Genomic DNA, 15,685 nt, shown 5'->3' with positions numbered 1-15,685 from the left:
TCCTTTCCGTGTTTTCTATTTTCTTCTTCGTAATGGCACCAAGGTCAATGACCGCAAAACTTGAATGGCCTTGGACGCCCTTGCCCCATCGGCGAAAATGGAAGGGGCGATTGACCAGCCGGGGCGGAGGCAGGCGATGAATGACAGGGCCACAGAGAATAACGAGCGGCGACTGGAGCGGGCAGCTGAACTTCGGGCCGCCCAAACCTCCAACCGGGCCCCCCACGAGGAGGCCGAACCCGGTGCTGCTGCTGCGGACGCCGACGCACGCCAGAAACGTCGAAAGATCAGTGATGCTCAACGGGCGGACTACCTGATCAGGGACGCCATGGCCAGGGGCGAGTTCGACAACCTCAAATATGCAGGAGAACCCATCCCTGGCCTGGGTGAGAACACCGATCCTGACTGGTGGATCAAGGGACTCATCAGCCGTGAGAACCTCACCGGGCTGGGACCACCTGCAATTCTGCTTCGCAAGGAGGATGCGGAACTGGACTCGTTGCTGGATGGCCGCTACTCCGAACAGCAGGTCCGCGAAACGGTCGAGAGCTTTAACAAGCGTGTCATTGAGGCCCGCCGGCAGCTTCAGGGAGGCCCTCCGGTCATTACCAAAACGAGGGACGTCGACCATGAGGTGGATCGCTGGCGCGAACGGCGGATCGCGGCCGCAGCTGCGCGCCCGCCTGAGCCTGAACCGGAAGTCCGCCGGGGATGGTGGAGGCGGCTTTGGTCAGTCCGCGGCCCCAATTGACCCAGGTCGGCTACACGGCTTCCAGCACGCTGACGTAGTTGGCTATGCCCACCCCGCCCATGTTCTGCACGGCGGCGCGGCGCGGATTGGCCAGCTGCATGGCCCCGGCAGTGCCGGTGAGCTGCATGGCGGCGACGACGTGCTGCGAAACTCCGGTGGCACCAACCGGATGGCCCTTTGCTTTGAGTCCGCCGGAGATGTTGATGGGGAGTTTTCCGTCCTTGAACACCCAGCCTTCCTCCAGGGCACGGACGCCTTGGCCCGGCTCGGTGAGCCCCATGGCTTCGTACATGAGCAGTTCGGCAATGGTGAAGCAGTCATGCACCTCGGCGAAGTCAAGATCCTCCAGCCCGGCGCCGGCCATGGCCAGTGCCCGCTGCCAGGAGCCACGGGTCGCGGCGAACGCTGTCGGGTCCCGGCGTTCGGCAGGCATGAAGTCGTTCGCATGGCCGAAGCCCGCCAGGCGGACCGGCCCTGTTGCTGACCTCTGTCGCGCCGCGGCAGAGAGGACGACGGCGGCGGCGCCGTCAGAGACGGGGGAGCAGTCGGTGCGGCGCAGGGGGTCGGCCACCATCGGGTTCTTGTCCGAGACCGTTCGGCAGAATTCCTCGCCGAGGTCCTTGCGGAGCTGGGCGTAAGGATTGTCCACCCCGTTCCGGTGGTTCTTGGCTGCGATAGTGCCCAGGACGTCGCCAAGATTTCCGAAAGAGCCGCCGTAGCCACGTTCCCCGAAGCGCTTTTCATAGTGTTTTGCCACCTCGGCGAAGAGCCCGGTGAAGCCAGTGGTGGAGGCTTTGCCTGCCATGTCGTAATCCGCTCCCAGCAAGGCGGAGCCGACGATGTCCGCGCCGGCGTGGGTCATCTTTTCCGCGCCGATCACCAGGACGGTTTTAGCAGTTCCGGCCAGCAGTGCTTTTGCCCCTTGTTGAAAGGCGGCCGAACCTGAGGCACAGGCGTTCTCCACCCGGGTGGCAGGAACGTACGCGAGTTCCTCCGAAACCTGTAGGGCGAGGGAGGATGGAAACGCCAAGGGCATCATTCCGGAGTTGAACTGTCCCAGGTAGATTTCGTCGATCTGGCCGGGTTCGATACCGGCATTCTCAATCGCTTCGGTGGAAACCTGGACGATGAGTGACTCCAGGGTGTCATCGCTCAGTTTCCCGAAGCGGCTGTGGCCCCATCCCGTCAGCAGGATGTCCTTGCCGAACTGTTCTTTCAGGCTCATGCGGCTGCTCCTTCAGTTTCGAGGGCAACCGTGAATTCGGCTGCGGTCTTTTCGCGGATCTCCTGCTCGGTCAAACCGGGGGCGAGGCGGGTTAGCGTGAGTTGCCGCCCGCCGTCGTTCTTGATGAGGTCAAATACTGCAATGTCGCTGATGATCCGGTCCACAACGCCCAGTCCTGTCAGCGGCAGGCTGCATTCGGAAACGATCTTTGGTGTGCCGTCCTTGGCAACATGCTCGGTGAGGACCACCACGCGCGGCGTGCCGGCCACGAGGTCCATTGCACCGCCCATGCCCTTGACCATCTTTCCGGGGATGGTCCAGTTGGCGAGGTCGCCGCTGCCGGAGACCTGCATGGCGCCGAGGATTGCGACCTTGACGTGCCCGCCGCGGATCATGCCGAAGGACGTCGCTGAGTCAAAGATGCTTCCGCCCGGGAGGACCGTCACCGTTTGCTTGCCTGCATTGATGAGGTCTGCATCCTCCTCACCCTCGTAAGGGAAGGGGCCCATGCCGAGCAGCCCGTTCTCACTCTGCAGGACCACCCGGACACCGTCGGGCAGGTTGTTGGCCACAAGGGTGGGGATCCCGATGCCGAGATTCACGTAGTCGCCGTCGTTCAGTTCTTCGGCTGCTATCGCAGCCATTTCATCCCTGGTCCAGGCCACGGTTTTCTCCTTTGTAGTCATGGAAGCAGATCAGGCGGGAACGAATCCGGTATGCTGCCGGACCGTCCGTTGTTCGATGTCCTTGATCCTGCCGCTGGCCTGGACCAGATACTGGACGTAAACACCGGGAGTGACGATGTGATTGGGATCAAGTACCCCGGGTTCAACGATCACCTCTGCTTCAGCGACGGTCGTTGTGCCGGCGGTTGCCACCACCGGGTTGAAGTTCCGGGCGGTGAAGCGGTAGATGAGGTTCCCGTCGGTGTCTGCGGTGTGTGCATGGACGAGTGCGACGTCGGCCCTGATGGCGCGCTCCTGAACATACGTTTCGCCGTCGAACTCTGCCAGCGGTTTGCCTTCGGCAACCAGGGTTCCGACGCCCGTTTTGGTGTAGAAGGCGGGGATTCCGGCGCCGCCTGCCCGGAGCCGCTCGGCCAGGGTGCCTTGGGGTGTGAATTCCACTTCGAGGAGGCCGGCCAGGTATTGCTCCGCGAACAGCTTGTTTTCACCAACGTAGGAGGCGATGACTTTGCGGACCTGTCCGGCCTCGATGAGGATGCCGAGTCCCTTGCCGTCAACGCCCATGTTGTTGGACACCACGGTCAGGTCCCGGACACGTGAATCCCGCACAGCTTCGATGAGGTCTGCGGGGATGCCGCTCAGGCCGAAGCCGCCCACAGCCAGGGTCATGCCGTCTCGCAGCACGTCCCGTAGCGCACCCGCCGGATTGGATCGAACCTTTGACATCGCATCTCCTCATTGAGTGGTTTATCCCCTCCACTTTGTGGACGGAGAGTCCTGACTCAGGAGCCTAGGGTTGCTCGGAGGCTTCTGTCAAGGAACGGAATAGGGCCAGAACTCGCGTGATTACACTGTGGACGATATGCTTGGGGCTATCCATAATATGGACGGATTGGATGGAAAGTGGGAAAGCAGTGACGTCGGTACCAGTTCAAGGGGCGCAGGTAGTGAGCAGGGTGGCAGCCCTGCTTCGCATCGTCGCGAGGAAACCCGAAGGGGTTCCGCTCGTCGGGGTAGTACGGGAATCAGGGCTGACCAGGCCAACAGTTCACCGGCTGCTGACGTCGCTTGCTTCCGAGGGGCTGCTGGATCAGGATGCCCGGACGGGCAACTGGGTGCTGGGGCCGGAGATCCTGCTGATGTCCTCCGTCGCCACCGCCCGCTTCCCTTTGGAGGAAGTGGCCCGGCCAAGCCTGCGGCGGCTGGCCGAGGAAACCGGGGAGAGCGCGTTTTTCTCAATCCGCCGCGGGTTGGAAACGGTGTGCGTGCTCAGGGAAGAGGGCAGCTTCCCGATCCGCTCTTTCGTGCTGCATGAAGGCGTCCGCTTCCCCCTTGGCGTTGCCTCAGCCGGCACGGCGATCATGGCCTTCCTGCCCGAAGCGGAACAGGAGGAGCTGTTGGGCCGATGGAATAGCCACGCTGGAACATTTGCCGAGGGGCATCCGGCCTCTGTGGTCAGGGAGAACCTTAAGCGGACGCGCCATGTTGGCTACTCTGTGAACCCGGGGCTTGTGCTGGAGGGAAGCTGGGGGATGGGGGCGGCAGTGTTCGACGCCAAGGGCCGTCCGGCTTGTGCCTTATCGCTGACAGGTATCGAGCCGCGGTTCCGCGAGGACAGGCAGGAATTCCTGGGCCGGCTGCTCATGGAGGAAGCGCACAGGATCACAACCGCACTGCGCACAGCTGAAAGGTAGGCGGCGGAACCGCTATTTCCACCAGGAATCGAAAATGGTGACGGGGACAGTGCGCTTGTGCCTGGTCCGCAAGTACTTCTCCTCGATCAGCATGGCTACGCCTTCAGGCACCTCACGCCCCTCAAGGTAGTCGTCAATCTGGTCATAGGTGACGCCGAGTTCATCCTCGTCAGTGCGGCCGGGCCTGCCGTCAAGAAGATCAGCTGTGGGGACCTTCTCCCAGACCCGGGCGGGAGCGCCAAGCTCGCCGAGCAGGGCCCGGTTCTGACGCTTGTTCAGGCCGAACAGCGGCAGGATGTCGGCGCCGCCGTCGCCGTACTTGGTGAAGAACCCGGTGACTGATTCCGCACCGTGGTCCGTGCCGACCACGAGGTAGTTGAATTCACCGGCCAAGGCGTACTGCGCGGTCATGCGGGCACGGGCTTTGGTGTTGCCCTTGTGGAAGTCAGAGATGGGGGAGCCGGTGCTTTTTTCGAACTCGTCCTCAATGCCGTTGACGGCGGCCGAAACGTTGAAGGTTCGTTCAGTCTTGGCCTGGATAAATTCCAGGGCAGCCTGGGCGTCGTCTTCGTCATGCTGGACACCGTAAGGCAGGCGGACGGCAATGAAGTCGGCGTCCACTCCCTCTGCGTTCAGTTCCTCCACGGCAAGCTGGGTGAGCCGGCCGGCGAGGGAGGAATCGATGCCTCCGGAGATCCCCAGGACGAAGCCCTTTGTGTGGGTGGCCTTCAAGTACTCCTTGAGGAAAGTGACGCGTTTGCGCACCTCCCCTGCGGGATCGATCTGGGGCTGCACGCCCATTTCTTCAATGATCTTGGCCTGGAGTTCGCGCATGTGTCCCAGCCTAGTCAGGAGTGTCAACTGCCCTCAACTGCGACGTCCGTTTTCCCCTCGCCTGGTTCTCAACTGGGGTTGCCGCTACGCCTGAGCCGGTTGCCGCTACACCTGAGCCGGGGCAGGGCCTGTGGAAGCGCGGATGGTGAGGTGCGTCGGCATGACGGCAAGCTGGCGGCTGGACCGGCCCGGGGTGGGATTGAGCTGGGACAGAAGCATCGAGACCGCCACCCGGCCCGCCTGTTCAATGGGGCTCGCGATGGTGGTGAGCGGGGGATTGCAAAAGTCAGCACCGAAGATGTCGTCTGATCCAACGATGCTGATGTCCTCCGGTACACGGATCCCTCGTTCCCGCAGCCGCTGGAGCATGCCGATAGCGAGAAGGTCGTTGAACACAATGCATGCCGTTGCACCTGTCCGGACAGCAGCGTCGGCGGCGGCAGCCCCCGAAGTGGTTTTGGGGATAAAAGGCCCGATGCGGTGGGTCTCCATGCTCCGGTGGGCCGACTCCTCTTCAAACACCTTCCAGCGCATGTGGTTAGACCAGGAGGTTGGAGGCCCGCTGACGTAGCAGACGCGTTGGTGGCCCAGGGACGCCAGGTGCTCCAGTGCCTGGATGATGGCGGACGGCGTGTCGATCACCACCGACGGCGCGATGGCTGAGGCCCGGTTGATGGTCACCAGTGGCTGGGTCCCGGAGACCTCGGCCAGTTCCGCATCCGTCAGGCGGGAAGCGGCAAGGATAAAGCCGTCGGCGGATCGTCGCATCTTGTGCAGTGCATCAAGTTCCATCTCGCTGGACTCCTCGGTGTCCACCAGGAGTTGGGTGAAGCCGGCTGCCTTGAGCTGATGCTGGGTGCCGCGAATGATGTCGAAGTAGAAGGGATTCGTGATGTCCGGAACCAGGACGGCGACGGCGTTGGTGCGGCCGGAACTAAGGCCGCGGGCCTGGGAGCTGGGTACGTAGTTAAGCCGGGCAGCAACCTCTTCGATGCGTTCCCTGGTGCGTCGGTTCACGCGGTCCGGATTGGACAAGGCCCGCGAGACAGTGGAAGTGGCCACTCCGGCAAGCTCGGCAACGTCTTTGATGGTGGGCAGGCGGGTAGGCTCGCCCTGTTCTTGCTTTGGTGCCTCCATGATGGCCATCCCCTCCGAGTACCAATCCCCCTTTAGCGTCCCGGGGAGGCAGGTTCCACGGGAACCCGCTCTTCTGATTTCAACACTTTTGGCAACTTTTGGCAAACGCTTGCCGCCGTTGTTGCCACTTCCTAAACTAGAACCCGGTCGCCTGCAGTGACGTGTGCCACATGAAGCTGTGGCCTTGTAGGTGCTCAGAGGAGGAAACAATGAAGTTTGCATCGTCGAAAGGCCTGTCCGCCGTCGTTGCGGTCGCAGCCTTGGCACTCACAGCCTGCAGTTCCGGATCAGGAGGCTCCGGAAGCCCCGGGGGAGCTGTTGACGAAGCCGGTAAGACCCTCAATGTCCTGGTCGCCAGCAACGCAGCCTACCCGGAGCAGCAAAAGACCTGGATGACTGACATCGCAGGGAAGTTCAAGGAACAGACCGGCGCGGAGGTCAAGTTCGAGACGTTTGCGAATGCGAACGAAGAGCTGACCCGCATCCAGACCTCTGTCGTTTCCGGAGAGGGCCCCGACGTCTATGGCCTCGGCACCACTTTCACCCCCACTGCCTACTCCACCAAGGCCTTTGTGACCCTCGGCGATGCGGAGTGGGAGAAGGTGGGCGGCAAGGACCGCTTCAACCCGGCCGCCCTGGGAATCTCCGGGCCTGATGAGGACCACCAGGTGGGCATCCCCTTCGTCAGCCGCCCGTTTGTCATGGCGTACAACAAGGAACTGCTCGCAGCGGCGGGCATCGACAAGCCCGCCACCACCTGGGATGGCCTGGTGGAGCAGGCAAAGAAGACCACCAACGCATCCGCCGGAACCTATGGAATGGCCGTGGCCTACAAGGACAACTTCGACCCCTGGAAATTCATCTGGGCGATGTCAGTTCAAGCCGGTAACCCCCTTGTTGACGGCGACACCGCGAAACTCGACGACCCCGCCACCAAAAAAGCCTACGAAACGTACTTCGGCTGGCTCACCAAGGAAAAGGTGGTCTCTCCTGATTCAGTCGGTTGGACCAACTCCCAGGCCTTGGCGGAATTCGCTGCCGGCAAGGCCGCATTTTTCCCAATGACCAGTTCCGGGTCCGTCCCCACGTTGAACAAGTCCGCCGTCGCCGACAAGTACGACTATGCCCTCATGCCTGTGGCCGCTCCGGGTGAAACCAAGCCCCAGGACGGCAAGGAAGTAGCGAGCATCCTCTCGGGCGACAACCTCGTTGTGGCTGACTACTCGGAGAACAAGGACCTTGCCTACGAATACATCAAGCTCATCACCTCCAAGGAAGAGCAGCTGAACTACCAGAAGATCTTCGGCGACCTGCCCGCCAATGCCGAGGCTCTGAAGGAACTCAGCTCGGATCCGAAACTCGACGCCATCACCGTAGCCGCCGAGAAATCGCAGGCCACGCCGTTCACCGGCGCCTGGGGAGACTTCCAGCTGGGCCTGATGAATGTTGTGGTCCAGTCAGTCCCGGAACTCGCCGGTGGCTCTGTTCCGGATTCGGCCCTTGCTCAGCGGCTCAAAGAGGGCCAGGGCAAGGTCCAGTCCTCCCTTGACCGGGCAGCCAAAGGCTAGGACGCCATGCCCATCAATTCACGAGAAGAGTCGTTGCTCGAGGGGGGCTCAGTAACAGTCACCCCGCCACGTCCTGTGGAATCAGTGACTCCGGTGGCGGAAAACCTTGAACCCGGTGGCAGGAAGGGCGGGCAACGGCGTCGACGGATGTCCAGTGAAAAGAACCGCCCACTGTGGATGCTGATCCCGGGCGGTGCCCTGATGGTCGTCATCGTGGTCCTGCCGATGCTCCTGGGCATCTACATGGCCACCCTGAACCTGGACCAGTACTCCCTGCGCCGTTGGGTCAGCGCTCCCTTCATCGGTGCCGAGAACTTTGTTGAAGCGTTGACGGGAACACCGTTGATCCGGGCGATCTGGCTCAGTGTGAGCTACTCACTCGTGGCCATGATCATCACCCTCCCGCTCGGAATCGCCGCAGCGGTGGCAACCCAGAACTCCTTCAAGGGGCGGGGGATTGTCCGTTCCGTCTTCCTCATTCCGTACGTGCTGCCGGCGTTTGTGGTGGCTACCGTCTGGCGGACCATGTTCCAGCCTGGCGGCATCATTGACAACGCACTTCAGGGCATCGGCATCGAGTCAGGACTCTGGCTCAACGGACCGAACAGCTACTGGACCCTGATCATCGTGCAGGTCTGGGCATCATGGCCCTTCATCTACCTGCTGGCATTGTCCGGGCTCCAGGCAGTTGACCATGAAGTCCACGAGGCTTCGGCAATTGACGGGGCGCTCTGGTGGAACAAGCTAAGATACGTCGTTTTCCCGTACCTGAAGGGTCCGTTGTCGCTGGCCTTCCTGATCGGCATGCTGCACCACATCAACAACTTCACGCTGCCGTTCGTCCTCTTCGGACTGCCAGCCCCCAGCGACGTTGAAGTCCTCCCGCTGCTGACATATGTAACGAGCTTCCAGAGCTTCCGTTTCGGCCTCAGCGCCGCCATGGCGTTCGTGTCGCTGGTGCTCGTCGCGATCCCGCTGTTCGTCTACCTCCGCGCCGTCAAGCTCGATGATGCGGAAACTCCAGGAGTCCGCAAATGAGCACCTCGACTGCCACCCGCCGGGATACAGCAACGTTCCGCCCCGGCTCCCGTCGCCAGCATGAGGTGACGCGACTGCTCCCCACCCCGCTGCTGGTGATCGTCATCGCTGTCCTGGCGGCCATCGTGCTGGTGCCCATGCTGTACATCTTTTTGGCCTCCATCAACACGGACATCAGCGTCGCCCGGGGCGACTTCTGGCCTGCCGAAGTCACGTTCGAGAACTACTCCAAGATCTGGACCAGCGTCGGCCTGGCTAACGGGCTGATGAACAGTGTGCTGGTGGCGGGTTCGACGGCGGTCGTTTCGGCGGCTGTCTCCGTCTCCACCGCCTACGTGCTGGTCCGTTACCAGTTCCGCGGGAGGCTCACCATCCTTCGTGGGCTGCTGGCACTGCAGTCCATTCCCGGCACCCTGATGCTGCTCCCCGTCTTCGTTCTCTTCTCCTCCGCGGCCACGTACCTCGGCGTCCGGGTGATCGGCACCCAGTGGGGATTGTTCCTGACCTACCTCACCTTCGCCCTGCCCTTCTCCACCTGGGTCATGGTGACCTACCTGCGCGGCCTGCCACGGGAACTCGAAGAGGCGGCAAGGATCGACGGCGCCAGCAACCTGGGCGTCCTGTTCCGGATCATCCTGCCGCTGAGCTGGCCCGGAATCGTCGTGTCCGGCATCTTCGCCTTCCTGCTCGGGTGGAACGACGTCCTGTTCGCCTCTGTCATGACCCGGCCGGAAAGCCAGACGGCCGCCGTCGCGCTTCAGGTCTTTGGGTCCTCGGCAGAGGGCGGCGCCATCCCCTTCTACGGCCAGATGATGGCCTCCGCCCTGGTGTGTGCCGCGCCAGTGGTGATCCTGTACCTCATTTTCCAGCGTTACCTAGTTGGCGGACTGACCGCCGGAGGAGTCAAGTAAAACTTATGAGTGAGAACACTTCGCCCACCTGGTTGCTATCCGGTTTCGGAGACGAGATCGACGACGACCCCGCCATTCAGATCGCGGTGCTGCAGGCCCTCGGTGCCAGCCACATCGAAGTCCGCAGCGCCTGGGGTACCAACATTGTGGATCTCTCTGAGGAACAGCTAAACAGGCTGAAGGAGCTCCTGGCCGAGAAGGACATGAAGGTCTCCGCCATCGCCTCCCCGATCGGGAAGGTCGATGTCAGCTTGCCCGCTGAGCACGAGGTGGAACGGCTGCACCGCGCCGTGAATGCCGCCAAGGTGCTCGAAGCCCAGTACATCCGGATCTTCTCCTTCTACTACGGCGAGGGTGTCGCGGTGGAGAGCATCCGCGATGCGGTCATGGAGCGGATGACTGCCCTCGCCCGTGTGGCAGAAGAAGCCGGCGTTGTGCTGCTGCACGAGAACGAAAAGGACATCTACGGCGATACACCTGACCGCGTGCTGGACATCATCGAGACCGTGAACTCGCCTGCCTTAAAGGTGGCCTGGGACGCGGCGAACTTCGTCCAGGTGGGGGTCAAACCCTTCGACGAAGGCTACGGGAAGCTCCGCCCCCATCTTGTGTATCTGCAGGTGAAGGACGCCCTGTTCTCCACCGGCCACGTCATGCCTGCAGGCGAGGGCGACGGGGACCTGCTGCGGACGGTCGAAGCCTTGAAGGCCGACGGCTACACCGGATTCGCATCCCTGGAACCCCATTTGGCCGGGGCCCACGGCTTGGGCGGTTTCTCAGGGCCTACGGCGTTTGGAATTGCAGCCAGGGCGTTTGCCAAAGTCACCTCAGAGGCAGGAGTCCAGACAGCATGAAAGACACCCTGAACGTTGCCATCACCGGTTGCGGGATCATCGGCCGCACCCACGCCGCTGCGCTGCAGGAGTTTCCGCAGGCCAGAATCGTGGCGCTCGTGGACGCGATCCCGGCCGCCGCCGAATCCCTGGCGGACTACATCGAACACAGCGGACAGCCGCGTCCCGGCGTCTACGCCACCCAGGCCGAGGCGTTCGCTGCCCGGGACGTCGACCTCGTTGCGCTCGCAACCCCGAGCGGCCTCCATATCCAGCAGGCCCTCGAGGTGCTCGCCGCCCGCAAGCACGTTGTGATCGAAAAACCGCTCGACGTCGACCTGAGCCGAGCACAGGAGATTGAGTCCGCCGTCGAGGCAGCAACCCGGGACGGCGTTGTTGCTTCAGTCATCAGCCAGCACCGTTTCGATCAGGCAAGCATCGCTGTTTCAGACGCCGTCGCCAAGGGCCGCTTCGGCCGGTTGACCTCGGCCATCGCCTCCGTGGCCTGGTGGCGGAGCCAGGGGTACTACGATTCCGGCGACTGGCGCGGCACCTGGGCGATGGACGGCGGCGGAGCCCTGATGAACCAAGGCGTGCACACCGTGGACCTGCTGCTGTGGTTCATGGGCCGTCCCGTGGAGATCAATGCCCGGACAGCACGCCTGGCCCATGACCGGATCGAGGTGGAGGACACCGCGGTGGCCACCATCACGTTCGAAAACGGGGGACTCGCCGTGCTCCACGCCACCACCGCGGCGTATCCGGGACTGACGGTCCGCGTGCAGTTGATGGGTTCTGAGGGTTCCGCCGTCGTGGACAATGACCTCCTTGCCTACTTCCACGCTGCCGATGCGAGTGACGAAGCCTCCAGCATGGGACTGGCAGGCGGAGGTAACCAGGCGGCACAGGAACTGGCCAACTACCCGGCTGAGGACTATGAGGCGAAGGATCCCACTGTGAACCCGGCAGGGCACGTCCGCCAGTACCGCGACATTCTCGGTGCCATCGAGGAAGGACGTGCGCCCGGGGTAACCGTTACCGATGCTGTCAACGCGCTGGCGGCAGTCCGGGCCGTCTATGTGTCGGCCACTCTGAACCAGCCCGTGCTCTTCGAGGACGTCCTGGCCGGAAAGTACAACGATCTCGTGGCCCAGACCGGCACGGCGTCATCGGAAAGGGTCTGAAGCCATGAAATTCTCAGTATTCACCGCCTCCACCCCGGACTGGACCCCGGCCGAGGCAGCCACAGAACTCTCGGCGCAAGGCTGGGACGGCGTCGAATGGCGGATCACGGACCAGGCGGCGGCTCCGGAGCCTGGCTTCTGGGCAGGAAACCGCTGTACCTGGCCGCTGACAGGGCTGGAGGACAACCTCGGCGAGATTGCCCGCGTGACCTCCGACGCCGGACTGGAGTACTCGGGCCTCGGCGGCTATGCGCGGTGCGACAACCATGACGACGTCGAACGCATGTTGTCGGCGACGGCCGCCCTGGGTGCCCGGCAGGTCCGCGTCAACGTCCTTCCGCTCGGAACAGCCGGACATGCGGCACAGCGACCCACCGGCATCCCGTACCCGGAGCTGTTTGCGGAGACCCGGGAGCATTACGAGTGGGTCGCGGAAAGGGCCGCGCATCACGGCGTCAAGGCCCTGGTGGAGCTCCACCATGGCACTGTGACCTCTTCCGCGTCGGCCGCCCGGCGCCTGCTCGAAGGCCTGGACCCCCGGCATGTAGGCGTCATCCACGACCTCGGAAATCTGCTGATCGAGGGGTACGAAGTCCCGCTGCCAGGCTTCCAGCTGCTGGGGGAGTACCTGGCCCACATCCACGTCAAGAACACCCGCTGGGCCCGCCGGGAGGCCACCGATGAATCCGGTGCTGCGGTTTGGGAGAACGAGTGGGCTCCGCTGCAGTCCGGGCAGGGGAGCGTGCTCCGGTATTTCCGCGCGCTCGCCGAATTTGGCTATGACGGCTGGGTCACGGTGGAGGACTTCTCCACCGATCTGCCGCTCAAGGAACGTACAGCCGGAAACCTCGATTACCTGCGCCGCACGGCAGCCCTGGCCGGGCTCACCGTCGGTGCCGGAATCCGCTGAACCAGACCAGAACGGCCGCCGGACAGCTGCCGCTCCTGAACACCCGAAAGATTTGAGCCATGCCACAGCCGATTGCAGCCCACCCGGACCGACTTCTCCCCGCAGACCCAGGAGTGCGGCAGATAGCCCGCTCGCTGTTTTCCCGAGTGGAGAATTTGCCCATCATTTCCCCGCACGGGCACGTGGACGCCGCCGTCATCGAACAGAACCTGGCGTTTCCGGATCCCGCAGCACTCCTGGTGACGCCTGACCATTACGTGACGCGCCTGATCCATACGTCCGGAGTCTCGCTTGATCAGCTTGGGCTGGGGTCTTCAGCAACCGGCTCTCGGCGAATCTGGCATGAGTTTTGCAAGGCATGGCCGCTCTTCGAAGGGACGGCCTCGGGATACTGGATCCGCCAGGAGTTCGAGCACGTGTTCGGCATCAGGGAGGAGCCCGCCGTGGAGACGGCGGACCAGACCTACGATGCCATCTCCGCCAAGCTTGCTGAACCGGGGTTCCGTCCGAGGGAGCTTTTCAAGGAATTCAACATAGAGGTCCTCGCCACCACGGACGATCCCTTGGACAGCCTGGACAGCCACGCTGCCCTGGCGGCAGACGGCGCTTTTGCCGGCCGCGTGCTGCCCACGTTCCGCCCGGATGCCTACCTGAACATCGCGCACCCCCAGTGGCAGACGAACGTCGAAAGGCTGTTGGGGGCGGTGCCGGGGTCATCCGGCTATACCGGTTACCTTGCGGCCCTGGCGGAACGACGGCGCTACTTCGTTGAGCGGGGCGCCGTCTCGGCCGATCACGGTGTGCATACACCGGCCACACTCAAGCTGGACGACGCCGAGGCAGGCCGGATTTTCGAGCGGGCCCGCGCGGGAAAGGCCAGCGCTGAGGACCGCGAGGTGTTTGAAGCCCACATGCTGTACCAGATGGCCAGGATGTCTGTGGAGGACGGGCTGGTCATGACCATCCACCCCGGCTCGTACCGGAACCACCATGAACCCACTTTCGAGGCCTTTGGTGCTGACGCCGGGCACGACATCCCCTTCGCCGTGAACTACACGGAAGCCATCCGCCCCCTGCTGCAGGACTTCGGTACAGCCAAGGACTTCCATCTGGTGCTGTTCACCCTGGATGAGACTGTGTTCTCACGGGAACTGGCGCCGCTGGCCGGCTTCTACCCGTCGGTCTACGTAGGCGCCCCCTGGTGGTTCCTTGACGCACCTGACGCAATGCTGCGTTTCCGCTCCGCTGTCACGGAAACGGCTGGCTTTTCCAGGTCCTCCGGCTTCATCGACGACACCCGGGCGTTCTGCTCCATCCCCGCCCGCCACGATACGTCCCGGCGGATCGAGTCCGCGTTCCTGGCCCGGCTCGTGGCTGAGCACCGGATCAGCGAGGAGCGTGCCCACGAACTCATCCTGGACATAGTGGATTCCTCCCCGCGAAGGGTCTTCAAACTATGAGCGGGAACCCGCCTGTGCTGGACCGGACGCTCCTATCCTTCCCCAAAGCTCCGGTCCGGATGGTGCACCTCGGGCTCGGTGCCTTCCACCGCTCCCATCAGGCCTGGTACACCCAGCATTCCCGCGACGGTGCTGAGTGGGGGATTGCCGCCTTCACCGGCAGGCGCCCGGATGCGGCGGACGCGCTCGCGGAGCAGGATGGCCTGTTCACGCTGATTGAACGCTCCGGCCGGGAGGACAGCTTTGAGGTGATCGGCAGCATCGTCGAGGCAGTGGACGGGGCCGACGTCGGACGCCTCTGTGAGCTGGTCTCTGCAAAGGAGACGTCCGTGGTCACCCTGACTATCACTGAGGCCGCCTACGGCCTGGCCTCCGACGGGAGTTTCGACGCCGGATCACGGGTCGTGGCGGGCGATCTCGCCCGGCTGAGGGGTGGCGCCAGTGGCGCCGCCCGCGCTGCCGGCAGCGAAAATCCGACGACGCCGCTGGGTCGCCTGGTCCTGGCCCTCGCCGCCCGCAGGGAGGCCGGAGCGGGACCTCTCGCCGTCGTGAGTTGCGACAACCTTTCCGGCAATGGTGACGTGGCTCGTCGTGCTGTTCTTGGCATGGCGGATGCCTGGAACACGACGGTCGCGGGCTGGATCGATGAGAACGTCAGTTTTGTCAGTACCTCTGTGGACCGGATCACGCCGCGGACCACGGCGGCTGACGTCGCCGAAGTTGAGGAGAGCTGCGGCTACCGCGACAACTCGCCAGTGGTGGCCGAACCCTTCCGGAACTGGGTGCTCAGCGGCGATTTCCCGGCGGGCCGCCCTCGGTGGGAGGACGCCGGTGCCGTTGTTGTGGATGACATCGAGCCGTACGAGAACCGGAAATTGTGGCTTCTGAACGGGGCACATTCACTGCTGGCCTATGCCGGGCAGCTGCGTGGCCACACCACAGTGTCGGAAGCACTCAACGACAGGCTCTGCCGGGAGGCCATGGAGCTGTTTTGGGATGAGGCGGCGGCGCACCTGGACGGTGAAGACCTCCACATCCCCGAATACCGGGAAGCGCTGCGCGAAAGGTTCGGCAACGGCCGCATCGCCCACCATCTCTCCCAGATCGCAGCGGACGGCACCACAAAACTCAGGATGAGGGCCCTTCCGGTCCTGGCTGCCGAAAGAGCCCAGGGCCGTTCCGGTGCCGGCAGCGCCCTGATGCTCGCAGCCTGGATTGACTACCTTGGCCGGGAAAGCGAGCCGCAGGACCCGCGAGCCCCGGCCCTCGGCATGGCCAACAGGCTGGAAGGAGAGAACCGGGTGGCAGCCCTCCTCAGCCTCGTCAGCCCGCAACTCTCCGCTGACCCGCAGATCGTCTCGCTCGTGGCTGGCCTTCTTGGGGCCTTCGCCCCTGGCGCAACGCGCACCATGAGTCCCACCCCGCAAAAGATTTCCGGAAGGAACAGCTGAAAT

General features: G+C 63.4%; 15 protein-coding genes. 10 read left to right on the top strand and 5 right to left on the bottom strand.

Annotated features, from left to right (window positions below; all coding sequences use genetic code 11):
• The first annotated feature begins 136 nt into the window (after positions 1-136).
• A complete protein-coding gene (locus M1E05_RS18535; RefSeq protein WP_461163840.1) occupies positions 137-751 on the top strand; it encodes a DnaJ family domain-containing protein in 615 nt (204 codons plus the stop codon).
• A 10-nt stretch (positions 752-761) separates the two neighbouring features.
• Here M1E05_RS18535 and M1E05_RS18530 read toward each other — a convergent pair whose 3' ends face one another.
• The 3 genes from M1E05_RS18530 to M1E05_RS18520 are packed head-to-tail and all read right to left on the bottom strand — an operon-like array spanning position 762 to position 3,388.
• Positions 762-1,976, bottom strand: coding sequence for an acetyl-CoA acetyltransferase (locus M1E05_RS18530; protein WP_461163839.1), 1,215 nt, complete (start codon positions 1,974-1,976; stop codon positions 762-764).
• Entirely contained in the window at positions 1,973-2,641 is a 669-nt protein-coding gene (locus tag M1E05_RS18525) for a 3-oxoacid CoA-transferase subunit B (protein WP_461165287.1), read from the bottom strand. Before M1E05_RS18525 ends, M1E05_RS18530 begins: the two co-directional genes overlap by 4 nt.
• 30 nt (positions 2,642-2,671) lie before the next feature.
• A complete protein-coding gene (locus M1E05_RS18520) occupies positions 2,672-3,388 on the bottom strand; it encodes a CoA transferase subunit A (protein WP_461163838.1) in 717 nt (238 codons plus the stop codon).
• Positions 3,389-3,576: 188 nt separating this feature from the next.
• Between M1E05_RS18520 and M1E05_RS18515 the strand changes: the two genes are divergently transcribed.
• Positions 3,577-4,356: an IclR family transcriptional regulator gene (locus M1E05_RS18515; RefSeq protein WP_458113120.1), complete on the top strand. Its 780-nt coding sequence runs from the start codon at positions 3,577-3,579 to the stop codon at positions 4,354-4,356.
• 12 nt (positions 4,357-4,368) lie between these two features.
• On the opposite strand, the gene nadE is transcribed toward M1E05_RS18515, so the two are convergent.
• On the bottom strand, positions 4,369-5,190 hold the full coding sequence (nadE, locus tag M1E05_RS18510) for an ammonia-dependent NAD(+) synthetase (protein WP_461163837.1): 822 nt from the start codon (positions 5,188-5,190) through the stop codon (positions 4,369-4,371).
• Positions 5,191-5,295: 105 nt separating this feature from the next.
• Complete coding sequence (locus M1E05_RS18505) at positions 5,296-6,327, bottom strand: LacI family DNA-binding transcriptional regulator (protein WP_461163836.1); 1,032 nt, start codon at positions 6,325-6,327, stop codon at positions 5,296-5,298.
• 209 nt (positions 6,328-6,536) lie between these two features.
• Between M1E05_RS18505 and M1E05_RS18500 the strand changes: the two genes are divergently transcribed.
• Genes M1E05_RS18500 through M1E05_RS18465 form a run of 8 tightly spaced genes read left to right on the top strand, consistent with a single transcriptional unit; the run spans position 6,537 to position 15,682 of the window.
• Positions 6,537-7,895, top strand: a complete 1,359-nt coding sequence (locus M1E05_RS18500; protein WP_461163835.1) for an ABC transporter substrate-binding protein — start codon at positions 6,537-6,539, stop codon at positions 7,893-7,895.
• A gap of 6 nt (positions 7,896-7,901) precedes the next feature.
• Positions 7,902-8,933 carry a carbohydrate ABC transporter permease gene (locus M1E05_RS18495; protein WP_458113124.1) on the top strand — a complete coding sequence of 344 codons (1,032 nt, stop codon included), beginning with the start codon at positions 7,902-7,904 and terminating at the stop codon, positions 8,931-8,933.
• The gene (locus tag M1E05_RS18490) at positions 8,930-9,844 is read left to right on the top strand and encodes a carbohydrate ABC transporter permease (RefSeq protein ID WP_458113125.1); all 915 of its coding nucleotides are present in this window, start codon (positions 8,930-8,932) and stop codon (positions 9,842-9,844) included. The genes M1E05_RS18495 and M1E05_RS18490 overlap by 4 nt, the downstream gene beginning before the upstream one ends.
• A 5-nt stretch (positions 9,845-9,849) precedes the next feature.
• Positions 9,850-10,698 carry a sugar phosphate isomerase/epimerase family protein gene (locus M1E05_RS18485; RefSeq protein ID WP_461163834.1) on the top strand — a complete coding sequence of 283 codons (849 nt, stop codon included), beginning with the start codon at positions 9,850-9,852 and terminating at the stop codon, positions 10,696-10,698.
• Positions 10,695-11,861, top strand: a complete 1,167-nt coding sequence (locus M1E05_RS18480) for a Gfo/Idh/MocA family protein (protein WP_461163833.1) — start codon at positions 10,695-10,697, stop codon at positions 11,859-11,861. The genes M1E05_RS18485 and M1E05_RS18480 overlap by 4 nt, the downstream gene beginning before the upstream one ends.
• A gap of 4 nt (positions 11,862-11,865) precedes the next feature.
• Positions 11,866-12,771, top strand: a complete 906-nt coding sequence (locus tag M1E05_RS18475) for a sugar phosphate isomerase/epimerase family protein (RefSeq protein WP_461163832.1) — start codon at positions 11,866-11,868, stop codon at positions 12,769-12,771.
• 59 nt (positions 12,772-12,830) lie between these two features.
• Positions 12,831-14,231 carry a glucuronate isomerase gene (uxaC, locus tag M1E05_RS18470; RefSeq protein ID WP_461163831.1) on the top strand — a complete coding sequence of 467 codons (1,401 nt, stop codon included), beginning with the start codon at positions 12,831-12,833 and terminating at the stop codon, positions 14,229-14,231.
• Positions 14,228-15,682, top strand: a complete 1,455-nt coding sequence (locus tag M1E05_RS18465; RefSeq protein WP_461163830.1) for a mannitol dehydrogenase family protein — start codon at positions 14,228-14,230, stop codon at positions 15,680-15,682. The genes uxaC and M1E05_RS18465 overlap by 4 nt, the downstream gene beginning before the upstream one ends.
• Positions 15,683-15,685: the final 3 nt, after the last annotated feature.

This window comes from Arthrobacter sp. R4-81, from assembly GCF_054792365.1.
This window is presented reverse-complemented; position numbering and strand designations above follow the sequence as displayed.

Excerpts from the sequence above, each read along its gene's own strand:
- M1E05_RS18535 (WP_461163840.1), top strand. The coding sequence starts at position 137 with ATGAATGACAGGGCCACAGAGAATAACGAGCGGCGACTGGAGCGGGCA.
- M1E05_RS18530 (WP_461163839.1), bottom strand. The coding sequence starts at position 1,976 with ATGAGCCTGAAAGAACAGTTCGGCAAGGACATCCTGCTGACGGGATGG.
- M1E05_RS18520 (WP_461163838.1), bottom strand. The coding sequence starts at position 3,388 with ATGTCAAAGGTTCGATCCAATCCGGCGGGTGCGCTACGGGACGTGCTG.
- nadE (WP_461163837.1), bottom strand. The coding sequence starts at position 5,190 with ATGCGCGAACTCCAGGCCAAGATCATTGAAGAAATGGGCGTGCAGCCC.
- M1E05_RS18505 (WP_461163836.1), bottom strand. The coding sequence starts at position 6,327 with ATGGAGGCACCAAAGCAAGAACAGGGCGAGCCTACCCGCCTGCCCACC.
- M1E05_RS18500 (WP_461163835.1), top strand. The coding sequence starts at position 6,537 with ATGAAGTTTGCATCGTCGAAAGGCCTGTCCGCCGTCGTTGCGGTCGCA.
- M1E05_RS18495 (WP_458113124.1), top strand. The coding sequence starts at position 7,902 with ATGCCCATCAATTCACGAGAAGAGTCGTTGCTCGAGGGGGGCTCAGTA.
- M1E05_RS18490 (WP_458113125.1), top strand. The coding sequence starts at position 8,930 with ATGAGCACCTCGACTGCCACCCGCCGGGATACAGCAACGTTCCGCCCC.
- M1E05_RS18485 (WP_461163834.1), top strand. The coding sequence starts at position 9,850 with ATGAGTGAGAACACTTCGCCCACCTGGTTGCTATCCGGTTTCGGAGAC.
- M1E05_RS18480 (WP_461163833.1), top strand. The coding sequence starts at position 10,695 with ATGAAAGACACCCTGAACGTTGCCATCACCGGTTGCGGGATCATCGGC.
- M1E05_RS18475 (WP_461163832.1), top strand. The coding sequence starts at position 11,866 with ATGAAATTCTCAGTATTCACCGCCTCCACCCCGGACTGGACCCCGGCC.
- uxaC (WP_461163831.1), top strand. The coding sequence starts at position 12,831 with ATGCCACAGCCGATTGCAGCCCACCCGGACCGACTTCTCCCCGCAGAC.
- M1E05_RS18465 (WP_461163830.1), top strand. The coding sequence starts at position 14,228 with ATGAGCGGGAACCCGCCTGTGCTGGACCGGACGCTCCTATCCTTCCCC.